This window comes from Bradyrhizobium sp. Leo114 (assembly GCF_055229415.2).
Genome location: NZ_JBUYEN020000003.1, coordinates 63,009 through 79,995 on the forward strand (window position 1 = coordinate 63,009; position 16,987 = coordinate 79,995).

Genomic DNA, 16,987 nt, shown 5'->3' on the forward strand with positions numbered 1-16,987 from the left:
TTGCCGCCTCACCCGACCACCTCATCGGGCCGGCTGGCTGCGCGCCACCACCCAGTCACGCAGCCACGATCCCACCAGGCATCCGGCGAGGTAGAGCGCGAACATGATCAGGAACAGGTCGAGCCAATAGCCGAACCGGCCCGGAACGATGTGGCCGAGCGCAAGGGCGATCAGGATCGCCGCGAGCAGCGCCAGCCATCGCGCCAGCTTTCGTGACACGCCTTCCCCGTGCTGCACCACCGATATCCAGCCCATCGCAAGGCCGATCAACAGCGCCGCGAGCAGCCAACCCCAGAAGAACGTCGCCAGATAGGCCATCACTTCACCACGAAATCGATGCGGCGGTTCTGCGCCTTGCCTTCTTCGCTGTCGTTGCCGGCAAGCGGCTGCGTAGCGCCGTAGCCGACCGCCTGGAAGCGGGTTGGCGGCAGGCCCGCTTTGACCAGATAGTCCATCACCGCCTCGGCGCGCCGTTCCGAGAGCGCCTGGTTGGCGCTCTCGTCGCCGTCGCTGTCGGTGTGACCGGCGATCTCGATCGTGGCATTCGGACAGCGCAGCGCGGTCTCGGTCAGGCGATCGAGCAGGCCCACGGAATCCGCGGAGATATCGGCCTTGCCCGATTCGAAGCGGATCCTCGCCTTCGACAGCAGCTCGGTGAAGAGCTGCTGGCACACGGTCGCATCCACCGGGGAGGCCGCCGGCTTCACCGAAATATCGGCCTTGTACTGCCAGCCTTGCGGAAAATCCCGGCCGAGTCCGGCGCGGATCTGGTTGGCGGCGGCGTCATAGAACGCATCGCCCGACAGCTTCACTTCGCGATCGGTCACCACGAGCGTGCCGGTCGACAGCCGCGACAAGGCGCCGAGCGCGGGCACCACGGCGTTCGCAAAGCCGGAAGGAGCGCCCAGGCTGGCCTTGAGGTTGTCGACGACCTTCTCCGAGAAGAACTTGCGCTCGGCGGCCGCGACGAGCGCGGCATGAGCGTTGTTGTCGGGCACATTGCCGGTGAGCGTCAGCGTCACCGCGACCGGATCCTTGTAGGCCTGGAAGATGTAGGGCGGCGCCTTGATGTCATTGGCTGCGACCGAATAGCCCTCCGGCAGATTCCGTAGCGCGGCCGCGATCGCCTCGCGCCCGCCGAGCTCGCGCGCCATGCCGGACAGGTTGACCTTGGTGTCGGTCAAGGTGATCTTGCCATCCTTCAACTTGCCGATCTGGTCGAGCAGCAGCAGCGCCGCACTGTCGAAGCGCGGCGGCGCGCCGCGCGCGAGCGACATCTGGTCGGCGACTTCGACGCTGCCAAGCGTATTGCGGGCCGCTTCGAGCAGCTTGCCCTTGCTCGACGGTAACGGCGCACTGCCGGTGAGTGTCACCCGGACGACGTCGCGCTCGGCCGACCAGACGAATGGCTTTGCTTCGGGAACGAGCCGCGTCTCGTTATTGACGAGGCGCACGCCGGGCACCGCCTCGACGGAGGCCACCGCGCTCTGACGGCCCTCCTCCGAGAACGCCTCGGCGGCAAACGTCACGTCCCGTCCGGCGACCGCGATCCTGCGCTTGTCAAGGATGGTGTCCTTGAGCGCGGCGTTTGATCGCGCGGCGAGATCAGCCTCCACGGTTGCGGTCGTGGTCCAGGCCGCGATACCCCAACAGATGACCAGCGGAATCACGCCCGGCCACCACTTGCGACTCCACTTGAAAAGTTCGTGCATTCGGGGTCCTGGCTCCGGAACCAGAGAGAAAACAAACCCTTGGCTGACTGTCAAACCCGAAATACCGCGTCTGGCAAAGAGCCGCGTATAACCGGGCCGGCTAACCGTTTGTTCAGCGGTGGTTCGCTAATTTCGCGCCGTAATGCAACCGGCCGGCCGATGTCGCGGATGAAAAAACAGCTCAGAAAAACCGTTATCCGCGCCGGGCTCGAAGCGCTGTATTTCTCCGGAGCCCATTTCCTGCTGCGACCGATCTTCGCAGGCGTCGGGGCGGTTTTCATGCTGCACCATGTCCGGCCACGCCGCAACGATGAGTTCCAGCCGAACCATCATCTCGAGGTTGAACCGGAGTTCCTGCGCGCGATGCTGGAGCATCTGCGCTCGCTGGACATCGATATCGTCACCATGGACGAGATGCACCGGCGAATGACCGAGCGCGATTTCGCGCGGCGCTTTGCCTGCTTCACCTTCGACGACGGCTATCGCGACAACCGCGACCATGCACTGCCTGTCATGCGCGAGTTCGACGCGCCGTTCATTGTCTACGCCGCCAGCGATTTCGCGGAAGGGACCGGCCGGCTGTGGTGGATCGCGCTGGAGCAGGTGGTCGCCAAGGCGGCCGCGATCGAGGCGCCGATCGGCGGAGCGATGGCGCCGATCGATACTTCGACGCCGGAGGCGAAACACACCGCCTTCGAGCAGTTGCACGACTGGTTGCGGAGCTTGCCGGGCGAGCAGGATGTCCAGCACGAGGTTTCGGCGCTCTGCGCGCGCCATGATGTCGACGAGACGACGATCGCGCGCAAGTTCTGCATGTCCTGGAGCGAACTGAAGGAATTCGCCAACGATCCGCTGGTGACAATCGGCGCGCACACCATCACCCATTGCAACCTCGCCCGGCAGTCCGAGGACGTGGCGGCGTTCGAGATGACCGCCAGCCGGGAGCGGATCGAAGCGGCGCTGGCGCGACCGGTGCTGCATTTCGCCTATCCCTATGGCGACAAGATCGCGGCCGGCCAACGCGAATTCGCGCTTGCCAGCGCCGCGGGCTTCAAGACCGCGGTGACGACGCGGCCGGGCATGATCTTCCCGGAAAGCGCCGACTACCTGACCGCCCTGCAGCGCGTCTCGCTGAACGGCAACTACCAGGACGCGCGCATCATCCCCGTCCTCACCTCCGGCGCCGCCACCGCCGTCTGGAACGGCTTCCGCCGCATCGACGCGGCGTAGCTTTTCTACCCTCGCTACGGCGCCCTTCCCTTCTCCCCTTGTGGGAGAAGGTGGCGTGGACGCAGTCCACGCCGGATGAGGGGTTGTCTCCACGGGCGCAGGTGTTCGTGGAGAGAACCCCTCACCCAAGCGAATTTGCCGTAGCGCCGGAGCCGCCCTCTCCCACAAGGGGCGAGGGCGCATCAACTCGCAACCTTGAAGTTGTGATGATTGGCGAGCGAACAAAGCACGCGAGCTGCTCCGCGTTGCGGGTACTTCCTTGACTCGTCTCGATGCTCCTTTCACAACCTTCGGCAAGCAATCGGAGGAACGCATGTTCAAGGATCTGTTTTCACTCAAGGGTCGCATTGCGCTGGTGACTGGCGGCTCGCGCGGCATCGGCAGGATGATCGCGGCGGGCTTCCTCGCGCAAGGCGCGGCTAAGGTCTACATCACCGCGCGGAAAGCCGGGCCGTGTGAAGAGACGGCAAAGGAGCTTTCGGCCGAATATGGCGGCGAGTGCATCGCGCTGCCGATTGACATCTCCAGTCTCGCCGGCATCGAGATGCTGGCTGCGGAGATCAAGAAGCGCGAGCCGAGGCTCGACATCCTCGTCAACAATGCCGGCGCGGCATGGGGCGCGGACTTCGACGAGTTTCCGGAAAGCGGCTGGGACAAGGTGATGACCCTCAACGTCAAGGCGCCGTTCTTCCTGACCAAGGCGCTGGCCGCGCCGCTCCGCGCAGCCGCGAGCGCCGAGCGGCCGGCGAAGGTGATCAACATCGCCTCGATCGACGGCATCTTCGTCAACCCGCTGGAGACCTATTCCTATGCCGCGAGCAAGGCCGGCTTGATCCACCTGACGCGGCGGATGGCAGTGAAGCTGATCAAGGACCACGTCGTGGTCACGGCGATCGCGCCGGGACCTTTCAAATCGGACTTGAACCGCGCGGCGCGCGACAATGCCGATGAGGTCGCGACGAAGGTGCCGTCTGGCCGGATCGGCACCGACGAGGACATGGCGGGTGCTGCGATCTATCTCGCCTCCCGCGCCGGCGACTATGTGGTCGGCGCCACCATCACCGTGGACGGCGGCATCGTCTATGCGAATGCCGGAATCACGGGCAGCGGGTGGGATAGCTGAGGCTAAGATCGCGTTCGAGCTTGCGGCAGCGTCACTCGTATTCGTGGTCGGCGCGCGGCGCGTTGGGCAGTTCGCGATCGAGCGCCTCCCGGTATCGGAGGCAGCCTCGCAAGAATTTCAGCCATGGCGGGACGGCGACCTCCGGCGCAACCCGCTCGGGAAGCAGCCCCCACATGTCGGGATGATGCCAGCACAAATCGTGACCGGTGCTGTCCCGGTGCGCGCGGATACCTGCCCGCAAGCGTTTCACCTCCGCGACCAGTTGGTCGCGGTCCATCCCTTCAAGGTCATGGTCGGGGTCCATGCCGTCTTCTCCCCGAATGCCCGGTTTATGACTCGATCTTCACGTACTCGAAATCGCCGGGCTTGTTGTCGATACCGACCTTCGGCGGCGAGATCCAGGAGGCGAATTTCCCGATCTCGGTGACGGGCTTCATCAGCGAAGCGATGAACTCGCCATCTTCGGTTGTCGGCAACCATTCAGTCTTGCGTTTGTTCCAGGTGGCGTCGTCGATCAGGATGCCCTCGGGGGTCGCCGCGACGTCCTTGAACTCGCCGATGGCGCGGTGGAAGGCGACGTGCGGCACTGCGAGCTTGAAGTCGTAGCCTGATGTCGAGATCACCTTATTCCAGCGCAGCATGCCCTTCACGCAGTCCTGCGTATAGTCGTCGCGCAGGCGCATGTTGAGCGCGGTCAGCGCCGGCTCGTCGACCAGCTTGAGTTCGCCGTCGATCAGCTTCAGCACCGGATAGGTCGAGTTCTGGAGCTGATGATCGTCCTCGATCGTCGTCTCCTTGTAGCGGCCCTTGATGCCGGCGTTGAAGGCGTTGGCGGCGTTGGTCGAGACTTCGGAGCCGAACAAATCGAGCGACAATGAATAGTGCAGGTTCAATTTCTTCTGGATGGTCGGCAGGTCGATCACCCCGAGCGCCCGCACTTTCGCGATATCGGTCGGATCCTCGATGCCGGCCTCCCGCATCGTCTCGCAGGTCCGCTGCACGACGCGGCTGATGCCGGTCTCGCCGACGAACATGTGGTGCGCCTCTTCCGTCAGCATGAAGCGGCAGGTGCGCGACAGGGGGTCGAAGCCGGATTGCGCCAGCGAGTGCAACTGCATCTTGCCGTCGCGGTCGGTGAAATAGGTGAACATGAAGAAGGAGAGCCAATCCGGCGTCGCCTCGTTGAAAGCGCCCAGCATGCGCGGCGCATCGGCATCGCCCGAGCGGCGGCGCAACAAATCATCCGCCTCCTCGCGGCCGTCGCGGCCGAAATATTTCTGGAGCAGATAGACCATCGCCCAGAGATGGCGGCCCTCCTCGACATTGACCTGGAACAGGTTGCGCATGTCGTAGAGCGAGGGCGCGGTCTTGCCGAGATGGCGCTGCTGCTCGACGGAGGCCGGCTCGGTGTCGCCCTGGATCACGATCAGCCGGCGCAGCATGGCGCGGTGCTCGCCTGGCACTTCCTGCCAGGCCGGCTCGCCATAATGGGCGCCGAACGGCACCACGCGGTTCTCTTCCTGCGGCGCGAGCAGGATGCCCCAGCGATATTCGGGCATCTTGACGTAGTCGAACTTGGCCCAGCCACGCGGATCGACCGAATAGGCGGTGCGCAGATAGACCAGCGATTGCTGGAAGCCTTCCGGCCCCATGTCGCTCCACCAGTCCATGTAGCCGGGATGCCAGCCCTCCAGCGCCTTCAAGACCTGGCGATCCGCCGACAGGTTCACGTTGTTCGGAATCTTGGTCGAGTAGTCGACGTTCATGATGTTGACGTTCATGGCGAACCTCCCGTCTAGACTCTTGTCATATCGAACTGCGCCTTCTGGCCGGTGCCGTAGCGCCGCAGCGCGCCCTCTTCGCCGACCGCGTTGGGGCGCTGGAAGATCCAGTTCTGCCACGCGGTCAAACGCGCAAAGATTTTCGATTCCATGGTCTCGGGGCCGACGAAGCGCAGGTTCGCTTCCATGCCGGTAAGGCCGTCGGGGGAGAAGCTGGTGCGCTCCTCCAGGAACACGCGCACCTCGTCGTCCCAGTCGATGTCGTCGAGCGCGAAGGTGACGAGGCCGAGCCCTTCGGCCTCTTCCGCATCGAGCGCCTTGCCGATCGCGCCACGCGCCCGCTCAAGATCGGATGGGTCGGCCTGGAAGCGTGATTGCAGACGGGTCAGCCCGTGGCTCATCGGATAGGGCCCAAAATTCATCGCGGTGAGCTGGATCGCGGGCGGCGGACGGTTGTCGCCCTCGCGCGAGCCGATCAGCATGTAGGAGCGATCGGCGGCGAACACGAGTTCGGCGAGCGTGCCGACGAAGCAGGAGCCGGGCTCGACCAGCGTCACCAGCGTGCGCGAGGTGACGTCGATGCGCTTTAGCACGCGCTTCCAAATGTGCCTGATCTCGTTGACCAGCCAATGGGACTTGTTGGCCTCGAGGAAATCGTCATAGGCGACGACATGAGCGGGATCGCCGTGGCTCTTGAATACCAGCATCGCGATCCCGAGTTCGTTGATGCGCAGATGCAGGATCGCGTCATCGAGCTCGCGCGCGACCTGCAGCGGCCAGAACGCCGCTCCTTGCGCGATCAGACCGTCGATATCGGACGGCGGCGCGGCCTCCGGCGCCTGGATCGAGATCGTGGCGATGCGTGCGGCGCGGTCGATATCGACGCTGACGAAACCATAGCGGATGCTGTTCTCGTCGATCACGCGGTTGAGGGGCGAGAGCGCAATGCCCTTGCCGCTGCCGTTGCGCGTCGACTTGGCGGCGAATTCCTTGACGCGGTCGGCGAGCTTGCCTTCCAGCTTGCTGTTCGGCGCGATCTCGTCGACGAGGCGCCACTGCACGGCGCGCTTGCCCTTGATGCCTTCCTCGATGGTGCAGAAGAAGTCGGCATGGTCGCGGCGCACCTTGCGCTTGTCGACGACACGCGTCAGCCCGCCGGTGCCCGGCAGCACCGCGAGCAGCGGCACTTCCGGCAGCGCCACGGCGGCCGCGCCGTCGTCGGCGAGGATGATGTGGTCGGTCGCCAGCGCAAGCTCGTAGCCGCCGCCGGCCGCGGTGCCGTTGACGACGGTGATGAAGCGCTGGCCGGAATTCTCCGAGGAGTCCTCGATCCCGTTGCGGGTCTCGTTGGTGAATTTGCAGAAATTGACCTTGTGCGCGTGCGTCGAGCCCGCGAGCATGCGGATGTTGGCGCCGGCGCAGAACACGCGGTTCTTGCCCGAGCGCATCACCACGACCTTCACATCGGGATGCTCGAAGCGCAGCCGCTGCACGGCGTCGGCGAGTTCGATGTCAACGCCGAGGTCGTAGGAATTGAGCTTGAGCTGGTAGCCTTCGAACAGGCCAGCATTCTCGTCGACGTCCATGGTCAGGGTTGCGACCTCGCCGTCGACATCGAGTTTCCAATGCCGGTACCGGGACGGGTCGGTCTGAAAATCGATGTATTTCGCGCCGTTCGCGAGCACGCGATCCTCACCGGCCATGAGCCACCCTTGTGCGTTATTGGTTATCTGATCATGCACAATAATGCATGTTTTGAAATTGGTCCAGTCAAGAACGCGAGAACATGCACTTTGTTTCATGTTCCGGCACTCGGCCAATGGCCTAGGCCGCTTGCGGCTGGTCAGTCCGCAACGCCGCCTCGGCGAAATCCGCGATTGCGTTGAGCGTTGCCTCCGGCGCCTCGCGGTGCGGCGAATGTCCCGCGCCCGGAATGACCGTGACATCGACCGGGCAGTAGCACTCTTCCTTGGCGATCTCGGCCTGGCGCAGCGTCCCGTACTGGTCGGCCCCGCCCTGCAGGATCGCGATGGGTACGCGGACATAGGCGAGGTATTCGGAAATATCCCAGTCCCGGAATTTCGAATCGAGCCAGGCGCCGCTCCAGCCGTAGAAGGCGTTGTCGACATCCTTGTGCCAGCGCGCCAGCTTCTCCTTCAAGTTCGTACTCTCGTACATCGTCTTGATCTCCGCGATCGACTTCACCGAGATGTCCTCGACGATGAAATGCGGCGCGATCAATGCGATGCCCTGCAGGCGATGGTCCTGGTGCGAGCCGGCGTAGATCGCCGCGATCGACGCACCATCGGAATGCCCGACCAGAAGCCCGCGGCGGAAGCCAATGGCATCCAACAGCTTCGGCAGCACCTCCTGCGCCTCGGTGTGCATATAGTCGAGCGGCCGCGGCAGCTTCACCGGGCTCGAGGCGCCATAGCCGGCGCGCGAATAGGCGAACACGCCGCCGCCGGTCGCTGCCTGCAGCTTCTCGGGAAAGTCACCCCACAGTCCGACCGAGCCCAGGCCTTCATGCAGCATCACGATGGTTGGTGCTGCGTCAGGAGCCGGACCGATCATGCGGTATTCGAGATCGGAGCCGTTGATGCGAAGGAAGCCGGACGGAGAAAGAGTCATGTTGCTCCTCTTGTGTCTCTCGTCATGCCCGGGCTTGTCCCGGGCATCCACGTCCTTTTGCCAAGTGGCGAGACGTGGATGGCCGGGTCAAGCCCGGCCATGACGACTAGTGTTCCCGCAGCTTGAAGCGCTGGATCTTGCCTGTCGCGGTCTTGGGCAAGCTCTCGACCACCTCGATCCAGCGCGGATATTTCCACGGGCCGATCTTCTGCTTGACGTACTCCTTCAGCGTCTCGTGCAAGCCATCGGTGTTCGCGTCCGCGCGCAGCACCACAAAGGCCTTCGGCTTGAGCAATCCTTCCGGATCGGCTTCCGGCACGACGGCGGCTTCCAGCACCGCGGGATGGGTGATCAGCGCGCTCTCGACCTCGAAAGGCGAGACCCAGATGCCGGAGACCTTGAACATGTCGTCGCTGCGGCCGCAGAAGGTGTAACGGCCCTCGGCATCGCGGATATATTTGTCGCCGGTGCGGGTCCAGTGACCTTCGAAGGTCTGCCGACTCTTGCTGCGCTGATTCCAGTAGCCTTCGCCGGCAGAGGGCGCATCGACCAAGAGTTCGCCGACTTCGCCATCCGGCACGTCGGCGCCCGACTCATTGACGAGGCGCACCCTGTAGCCGGGGACCGGACGGCCGGACGAGCCGTATTTGATGTCGCCGGGCGCATTCGACAGGAAGATGTGCAAGAGCTCGGTCGAGCCGACGCCGTCAAGGATATCGACGCCGAAACGCGCCTTCCAGGCATTGCCAACGGATTCCGGCAGCGCCTCGCCGGCGGAGGTGCAGATGCGCAGCCGCTTCCCCGCGGGCATCGTCTTCGACGCTTCATCGTGCAGCATCGACGCGAACAGCGTCGGCACGCCGTAGAAGATGGTCGGGTGATATTTGTTCATCAGCGCGAACATCACCGCAGGCGTCGGCCGCTCCGAGTTGAGGATGGTGGTGGCGCCGACCGACATCGGGAAGGTGAGCGCGTTGCCGAGACCGTAAGCAAAGAACAGCTTTGCCGCCGAGAGCCCGACGTCGTTCTCCTGGATGCCGAGCACCTGCCTGGCGTAGGTCTCGGCCGTCGCGGCGAGATTGGAATGCAGGTGGCGCACGCCCTTGGGCATGCCGGTCGATCCTGACGAATAGAGCCAGAACGCCGGCTCGTCCGGATGGGTCGCGGCGGTTGTGAAGTCATCGCCCTCGCGCGCCAGTTCGTCGGAAAACGTCTTGTGGCCGTGCGCATCCTTGCCGGAGACCACAACATGCTCGAGGTCAGGCATCCGCCCGACGATGTCCTTCACCATCGGCAGCAGCGCTTCGGAGATGAACAGCACCCGCGCGCGGCAGTCGGCGAGCACATAGGCATATTGATCCGCGGTGAGCAGCGTATTCAGCGGCACCGGCACCACACCGGCGCGGATCGCGCCCAAGAACACGATCGGGAAATCGACCGTGTCGAGCATGATCATCGCCACCCGCTCCTCGCGGCGGACGCCGAGACGGCGCAGCAGGTTGGCAAGGCGACGCGTCTGTCGCTGCAGCTCGCCATAGGTGAGTTGCGAGACGGTGTCGTCGAAGACGAGCTTGTCGCCGCGGCCCTCGTCGACATTGCGGTCCAACAGCCAAGTCACCGCGTTGTAGGAGGTGCCGCTCATGCCCTGCTCCGTACGCCCACGCGCGCCACGACGTCTCTCCCCAGATTTTAAGAATTATAATTCATAGAAAGCCACTGGAGCGGCTTGCTGTCAATCCTCGTCGGCACTATCCTTCCTGCGACTCCTTTGCGGGGGGACATGACAGACCAAGGCGATCCCGAAACCGATTTCCTAGAACAGCTCGGCCAGCGCGTGCGCACGATGCGCGCGCTGCGCGGCATGTCGCGGAAAGTGCTCGCCAAGGTTTCGGGAATTTCGGAGCGCTATATCGCGCAGCTCGAAAGCGGCAAGGGCAATGTCTCGATCGTGCTGCTGCGCCGGGTGTCGCACGCGATGGGCGCGCATCTGCAAGACCTGATCCCTTCCGCTGAGCCGGCGCCGGACTGGGCCGTGATCCGCGACCTCCTGCGCAAGGCGACGCCGGAGCAGATCGCGCACGCCAAGGACATCCTCGCCGGCGGCAGCGCATCCACGCCGCGGCGCTCCTCGTTCTCTGGCATCGCGCTGATCGGGCTGCGCGGCGCCGGCAAGTCCACGCTCGGCAGGATGCTGGCGAAGCGGATCGGCTGGAGCTTTGTCGAACTCAACAAGGAGGTCGAGCGCGAGAACGGCCTCTCCGTCGCCGAGATCATCGCGCTTTACGGCCAGGAAGGTTTCCGGCGCATGGAGCAGGCCGCGCTGAAGCAATTGCTGGCGCGGAACGAACTGATGGTGCTCGCCACCGGCGGCGGCATCGTCTCCGAGCCGTTGACCTTCGACCTGATCCTGTCGTCGTTCTACACGATCTGGCTGAAGGCCGAGCCGGAGGAACACATGGCGCGGGTGCGCCGGCAAGGTGATCTGCGGCCGATGGCCGACGATCGCTCGGCGATGGCCGAGCTGCGCAACATCCTGCTCAGCCGCGAGCCGCTTTATTCCCGTGCATCGGCCGTGGTCGATACGGCCGGCCTTTCCGTCGATGCCGCAGCCGCGCGGCTGATCGAAGCAGTGACGCCGGTGCTACAGAACCAGGCGCGCAGTTTTGGATTGCGCAGCGTGGCGATGTAGTTACGCCAACCACGCAACTCCCCGTCGTCCCGGGCTTGACCCGGGACCCATAACCACAGGCCTTTGTTGTATGCTCCGCTGCAACTGCTTGCTCGCGCCACAACCTCTCCCTGTGGTTATGGGTCCCCGCCTTCGCGGGGACGACAGTCGTAGAATGGAAAGAGCGAAGCGCAACCCGGGCTACACGCTTCAGAGCAACCTGCCTTTCACATCCTCCGCTCCCTCGCGCAGCAGCGGCAGGAATCGCTCGATCAACTCTTCCGTCGGCACGCGGTCGACATGGGCGCCCATGTTGATGGCGGCAACAATAGTGTCGTCGTAGCGGCGCACCGGCACCGAGATCGAGCGGAAATGTGGCTCGGCTTCGCGGTCGACCAGTGAATAGCCCTTTTGCCGATCGGCGATGATGGCGGCGAGCAGCCGCTTCGGGTCGGTCACCGTCTGCGGCGTCAGCGCCTCGCGGCGCATTGCCTTCAACCGCATTGCCAGTTCTTCATCACGGAGCCGGCCGAGCATGGCGCGGCCGACCGAGGTGCAGAAGGCCGGCAGGCGGTAGCCGATATCGAGACCGCTGGAGAACATCCGCGCCGGGCTGCCGCGCGCGACGAACACCACCTCGTCGCCATCGAGCAAGGCCAGCGAACTGATCTCCTGCGCCGCACTCGCGATACAATCGAGCACCGGCTGCAGCACCGCGATCACCTGGTTCGAGCGCAGGTACGATCCTGCGAGCGTCAGCACATGCGCCGTGAGCGTGAACAGCTTGCCATCCGTTGCGACGAACCCGCCGCGCTCCAGCGTGAACAGGATGCGCCGCGCGGTGGCGCGCGGCAGGTCGGCGGCACGCGCCAGGTCGCTCAGCGTCGCAGGGCCGGTGATGGTGCCGAAGATCTGGAGCAGCCGCAGCCCACGGTCGAGGCTTTCGACGAAATCGGTGGCGCGCTCCTCGCGATCTTCACGCTTCAGCTTCGGCATAGGCCCGCCCCTGGCGGCGCGGATCAAAAATTAGGCTTGCCGCCGTATTGAGCCATGGCATAATTCGCCCATTCGTTCAATAGGCGAACAAATCCAGATACCCGGGAAGGAACGCCGCCATGATGAGCCAGGAGCAGAACGACCTGATCACCCGCACCGGGCCAAAGGATCCGTGCGGGAAATTGATGCGGATGTACTGGCAGCCGGCGGCGCTGGTGGACGAACTCGAGGGGGCGCGGCCGGTACGCCCCGTCAGGCTGCTTGGCGAAAATCTCGTACTGTTTCGTGACGAGCAGGGCCGCTACGGCCTGATTGAGCGCCATTGCGCACATCGCGGCGCCGACCTCGCCTTCGGCCGGCTCGAACATGGCGGCCTGCGCTGCGCCTTCCACGGCTGGCTGTTCGACGTCACCGGTCAATGCCTGGAGACGCCGGCCGAGCCGAAGAACTCGCAGCTCTGCAAAGGCATCCGGCAGCGCTCCTATCCCGTGGTCGAGAAGAGCGGCATCCTCTGGGCTTATCTCGGCGAAGGTACCCCGCCGGCCTTTCCGGAGATCGACTGCTTCGTGGCGCCCGGCAGCCACACCTTCGCCTTCAAGGGCCACATGAACTGCAACTGGCTGCAGGCGCTCGAAGTCGGCATCGATCCCTCGCACGCCTCCTACCTGCACCGCTTCTTCGAGGACGAGGACACCTCGACCGCATATGGCAAGCAGTTCCGCGGCGCGTCCGCGGGATCCGAGATGCCGATGACCAGGATCCTGCGCGAATATGACCGGCCCATCATCAATGTCGAGCACACCGAATATGGCCTGCGGCTGATCGCGCTGCGCGAACTGGATGAAGCGCGCACCCATGTGCGGGTGACCAACCAGCTCTTCCCGCACGGCTTCGTCATTCCGATGAGCACGGAGATGACGATCACGCAGTGGCACGTGCCTGTCGATGACGAGAACTGCTACTGGTACGCGATCTTCACCAGCTACACGGCGCCGGTCGACAAGAAGAAGATGCGCGACCAGCGGCTCGAACTTTACGAGCTGCCCGACTACACGTCGCGGAAGAACAGGTCGAACGATTACGGCTTCGATCCGCACGAGCAGATGACGGCGACCTATACCGGCATGGGCAACGACATCAACGTCCACGACCAATGGGCGGTGGAATCGATGGGCCCGATCCAGGATCGCACCAAGGAGCATCTCGGCCAAAGCGACAAGGCGATCGTGCAGTATCGCCGGCTGTTGCGGCAGGAGATCGAAAAGGTGTCCGGCGGCGAGAAGCCGATGCTGTTCCTGGATGAGGCGTCGTCCCGCAGCATCCAGGGCCCCGCGACCATGGACGGCATTGGGCCGACCCAAGGTTGGGAGCTCTACTGGATGGAAGTCGACGTGAAGCGGCGCCGCGGCGCGCCGTGGGCTGCGCCGGTGCCGAGCGAGATCGCCGGCAAGGTGCGGCATCTCTCGGCGGCCGAGTGATGCTGCTTTCCCCGTCATTGCGAGCGAAGCGAAGCAATCCATCCATCCACACGCGCGGAGGCAATGGATTGCTTCGCTGCGCTCGCAATGACGATCAATGCAAAGGAACAGCGCGTTGAGCTTTGTCCAGCGTCACGGCCTGTGGTCGGATGAGCAAAAGGCGGCGGCGGCGCGCGTCCGCCGCATCGTCGAAGAGAAGAACCTCGAAGTTGTCAGGCTGTCGTTTCCGGACCAGCATGGCATCCTGCGCGGGAAGACGCTGATCGCAACCGAGGCGGTGCGCGCGCTGGAAAACGGCTGCTCCATCACCACGACCATGCTGGCGAAGGACACTTCGCACAAGACGGTGTTTCCCGTATTCACCGCCGGCGGCGGCTTCGGCATGAAGGAGATGGAAGGCGCCGCCGACGTGTTGATGGTGGCCGACCCCACTACGTTCCGGATACTGCCATGGGCGCCCACGACGGGCTGGCTGCTCTGCGACATCTATTTCAATGACGGCCGGCCGGTGCCGTTCGCGACGCGCAATCTCTATCGCAGGGTGCTCGAGCAGCTCGGCGCGCGCGGCTATGACTTCGTTGCCGGCCTGGAGGTCGAATTCCACCTCTTCAAGCTCGACGACGCGCATATGGCGCCGGAGCATTCCGGTCAGCCGGGCCGGCCGCCCTCGGTGAGCCTGCTCTCGCACGGCTATCAGTATTTGACCGAGCAGCGCTACGACCAGATGGAGCCGGCGCTCGAGATCATCCGCCGCGACGTCCTCGCGCTTGGCCTGCCGCTGCGCTCGGTCGAGGTCGAGTTTGGCCCGAGCCAGTGCGAATTCACGTTCCAGCCGACCGCAGGCATCGAGCCCGCCGACACCATGGTGCTGTTCCGCGCCGCCGTGAAACAGATCGCGCGGCGGCATGGTTACCACGCGACCTTCATGTGCCGGCCGAAGCTGCCGAACGTGTTTGCGTCGGGCTGGCACCTGCATCAGTCGCTGGTGTCGCGCACAAGCGGCGAGAATGCACTCATGGCGAGGGAGCCCGACCAGGCCTTGAGCCCGTTCGGGTCCTGCTATCTCGCCGGGCTGTTGCAGCATGCCCGCGCCTCCACCGTGTTCACGACGCCGACCATCAACGGCTACAAGCGCTACCGCTCCTACTCATTGGCGCCGGACCGCGCGATCTGGGGCCGTGACAATCGCGGCGTCATGATCCGCGTGCTCGGCGGCACGGGCGATCCCGCGACGCGGCTGGAGAACCGGATCGGGGAGCCGGCCGCCAATCCCTATCTCTACATGGCCTCGCAGATCCTGTCGGGGCTGGACGGCATCGACCGCAAGCTCGATCCGGGGCCATCGGCCGACACTCCGTACGAAACCAAGGCGGCGCTATTGCCAAAGAGCCTGCGTGAGGCGGTGTTCGCACTGAGCGACGATCCGTTTTTCCGCCAGGCGCTCGGCGCGGAGTTCGTCGATTACTACGTGCATATCAAGAACGCCGAGATCGAGCGTTTCCAGGCCGAAGTGTCCGACTGGGAGCATCGCGAATATTTCGAGATGTTCTGAGGGGACGGACGCCGCGAACAAGGACAGTAGACCTCACCAAATGACGGCGATATTCCTCACACGCGCGTGAATCGATTTCGTGCATTGTCGCCCGACGAAATCCACTATGGCGGCAACGAAACCATTTTGCCAAGCCACGAAAATCTCCTGAAAGAATAAGGGGTCAACCTACCCCTCCATGATCAACAGCGGAGTTCGATCATGTTGGCATATTTCTTTAACATCATTTACCGCTTTGCCTGCCGCGCCAGCCTTGCGCAAATGGGACGGCACCATCTGGGCCGCTGACATCAAAGCATTTATGTACGCCTGTCCGGCATATCAGACCACGGCGTTTTGCTTGATGACCTCACGGTAGAATGAAGCGCTCAATTTCGGGGTACGGCGTTGCGTCTTGAAGTCGACGTGGTAGAGCCCGAACCTTTTCTGATAGCCATCCGCCCATTCAAAATTATCGATCAGGCTCCAGTGGAAGTACCCGGCCACGGGCACTCCCTGTGACGTCGCGCGCTGGAGCTGCTGCAAATAATTGCGCAGATACATCACCCGATCGAGGTCGTAGACGTTGCCGTCCGCTGCAGGTTGGTCCGACGACGACGTCCCGTTCTCGGTGATATAGATCGACCGCACGCCCCACAGCTTTGCCGCGTGACGCGGCGCCCAATACATCGCCTCGGGGCCGAACCGGAGCCAATCCGCATCCATGTGCGGGAACGATGCGGGAAACGGCGCCAAGGCGAAGCCGCGTTCGTTGTCGGCCGCCAGCACGTAATGGTCGGGCTTGTAGATGTTCAGCCCCAAGAAATCGATCGGCGACGAGATGATGCGGAGATCTTCGGTCGTGTATTTTGGGGCGTCCTTTCCGGCCTGAGCCAGAAAGCCGTCGATGTACTGCCCTTCGAGCATCACGGTCAGATAGCCGCCGTTGAGTTCACGTGTCGCGATTTCTGCGGCGCGCACATGCGCGGGAGTGTCGATCGCCGGTATGCAGACGACCAGGTTCTCCGCGGGCCCGACCTTCGTCCCCGGCCGCCCACGCGCGCGGATCGCCTGCACCGACAGGCCATGTCCGAGCGCAACGTTGTGACAGACCTGATTCAACTCGGCTTGCGGCAGTTTCAAACCAGGGGCGTCGATCCCAAGGCCGTGGCCGAGATGAACGAGCCTCGAACATTCGTTGATGGTGAAGATGTGGCTGACGCGATCGGTCAGGCGCTCGGCGACATAGGCCGCGTAATCCGCAAAGGCCTTCGCGGTGTCGCGCGACATCCAGCCGCCGAAGCGGTCCTGCAATGCCTGGGGCAGATCCCAATGATAGAGCGTGGCGAACGGCTCGATGCCGTTCGCCAGGAGTTCGTCAATCAGCCGGTCGTAAAAGTCGAGGCCCTTCGGATTTGGCGTGCCTGCCCCCTCCGGGAAGACGCGCGGCCACGCGATCGAGAAACGATACGCCGTGGCTCCCAGCGCCTTCATCAATTGGACGTCGTCGCGGTACAGGCGATAGTGATCATCGGCGACATCCGCATTGCTGTGATCGAAGATGGTCCCGGGCGTGTGAGCAAAGCCGTCCCAGATCGCCGGCCCGCGGCCGTCTTCGTTGACGGCTCCTTCGATCTGATAGGCCGAGGTCGCCGTGCCCCATCGGAAATCGGCCGGAAAGCCGGCCAGCGAATTTTCACCGGCGGCTCTGCCCCCCTGCGGCTTGCCGGCATCGGCCGGATAGGCCGGCGCGGCCGACAATCCGAGCGCTGCCGCTCCGGCGAGCGTTGCGAAATGACGCCGTGAAAGTCCATCCAGCGACATCGATGTACTCCAG

The 16,987-nt window shown here is 64.0% G+C and carries 14 protein-coding genes; 5 read left to right on the forward strand and 9 right to left on the reverse strand.

All coding sequences use genetic code 11. From position 1 onward, the window contains the following. Window positions 1–21: 21 nt before the first annotated feature. Window positions 22–318, reverse strand: coding sequence for a hypothetical protein (locus ACZIRK_RS04575; protein ID WP_130229144.1), 297 nt, complete (start codon window positions 316–318; stop codon window positions 22–24). After that, window positions 318–1,712, reverse strand: a complete 1,395-nt coding sequence (locus ACZIRK_RS04580; protein ID WP_028163445.1) for an OmpA family protein — start codon at window positions 1,710–1,712, stop codon at window positions 318–320. Before ACZIRK_RS04580 ends, ACZIRK_RS04575 begins: the two co-directional genes overlap by 1 nt. 168 nt (window positions 1,713–1,880) lie before the next feature. On the opposite strand from ACZIRK_RS04580, the gene ACZIRK_RS04585 reads away from it, so the two are divergent. Further along, a complete protein-coding gene (locus ACZIRK_RS04585; protein ID WP_130229145.1) occupies window positions 1,881–2,942 on the forward strand; it encodes a polysaccharide deacetylase family protein in 1,062 nt (353 codons plus the stop codon). A gap of 313 nt (window positions 2,943–3,255) precedes the next feature. Continuing rightward, window positions 3,256–4,065, forward strand: coding sequence for an SDR family oxidoreductase (locus ACZIRK_RS04590; protein WP_130229146.1), 810 nt, complete (start codon window positions 3,256–3,258; stop codon window positions 4,063–4,065). A gap of 31 nt (window positions 4,066–4,096) precedes the next feature. On the opposite strand, the gene ACZIRK_RS04595 is transcribed toward ACZIRK_RS04590, so the two are convergent. From ACZIRK_RS04595 to ACZIRK_RS04615, 5 genes are all read right to left on the reverse strand, one after another. Further along, complete coding sequence (locus tag ACZIRK_RS04595) at window positions 4,097–4,369, reverse strand: hypothetical protein (protein WP_130229147.1); 273 nt, start codon at window positions 4,367–4,369, stop codon at window positions 4,097–4,099. 25 nt (window positions 4,370–4,394) lie between these two features. Then, on the reverse strand, window positions 4,395–5,846 hold the full coding sequence (gene boxB / locus ACZIRK_RS04600) for a benzoyl-CoA 2,3-epoxidase subunit BoxB (protein ID WP_130229148.1): 1,452 nt from the start codon (window positions 5,844–5,846) through the stop codon (window positions 4,395–4,397). A 14-nt stretch (window positions 5,847–5,860) separates the two neighbouring features. Next, window positions 5,861–7,549, reverse strand: a complete 1,689-nt coding sequence (gene boxC, locus ACZIRK_RS04605; protein ID WP_130229149.1) for a 2,3-epoxybenzoyl-CoA dihydrolase — start codon at window positions 7,547–7,549, stop codon at window positions 5,861–5,863. Window positions 7,550–7,670: 121 nt separating this feature from the next. After that, window positions 7,671–8,477, reverse strand: coding sequence for an alpha/beta fold hydrolase (locus tag ACZIRK_RS04610; RefSeq protein ID WP_130229150.1), 807 nt, complete (start codon window positions 8,475–8,477; stop codon window positions 7,671–7,673). Between the two features lie 106 nt (window positions 8,478–8,583). After that, the gene (locus tag ACZIRK_RS04615) at window positions 8,584–10,119 is read right to left on the reverse strand and encodes a benzoate-CoA ligase family protein (protein ID WP_130229151.1); all 1,536 of its coding nucleotides are present in this window, start codon (window positions 10,117–10,119) and stop codon (window positions 8,584–8,586) included. A 138-nt stretch (window positions 10,120–10,257) separates the two neighbouring features. On the opposite strand from ACZIRK_RS04615, the gene ACZIRK_RS04620 reads away from it, so the two are divergent. Continuing rightward, window positions 10,258–11,166 (forward strand): helix-turn-helix transcriptional regulator, encoded by a 909-nt coding sequence (locus ACZIRK_RS04620; RefSeq protein WP_130229152.1) that lies wholly within the window; start codon window positions 10,258–10,260, stop codon window positions 11,164–11,166. Between the two features lie 189 nt (window positions 11,167–11,355). On the opposite strand, the gene ACZIRK_RS04625 is transcribed toward ACZIRK_RS04620, so the two are convergent. After that, window positions 11,356–12,141: an IclR family transcriptional regulator domain-containing protein gene (locus tag ACZIRK_RS04625; RefSeq protein ID WP_130229153.1), complete on the reverse strand. Its 786-nt coding sequence runs from the start codon at window positions 12,139–12,141 to the stop codon at window positions 11,356–11,358. 119 nt (window positions 12,142–12,260) lie between these two features. Here ACZIRK_RS04625 and ACZIRK_RS04630 point away from each other — a divergent pair, with 119 nt between their 5' ends. Continuing rightward, on the forward strand, window positions 12,261–13,619 hold the full coding sequence (locus tag ACZIRK_RS04630; protein ID WP_130229154.1) for an aromatic ring-hydroxylating dioxygenase subunit alpha: 1,359 nt from the start codon (window positions 12,261–12,263) through the stop codon (window positions 13,617–13,619). A 115-nt stretch (window positions 13,620–13,734) separates the two neighbouring features. Further along, window positions 13,735–15,171, forward strand: coding sequence for a glutamine synthetase family protein (locus ACZIRK_RS04635; protein WP_130229155.1), 1,437 nt, complete (start codon window positions 13,735–13,737; stop codon window positions 15,169–15,171). A 321-nt stretch (window positions 15,172–15,492) separates the two neighbouring features. On the opposite strand, the gene ACZIRK_RS04640 is transcribed toward ACZIRK_RS04635, so the two are convergent. Beyond that, window positions 15,493–16,974 (reverse strand): GH1 family beta-glucosidase, encoded by a 1,482-nt coding sequence (locus ACZIRK_RS04640; RefSeq protein WP_463326999.1) that lies wholly within the window; start codon window positions 16,972–16,974, stop codon window positions 15,493–15,495. Window positions 16,975–16,987: the final 13 nt, after the last annotated feature.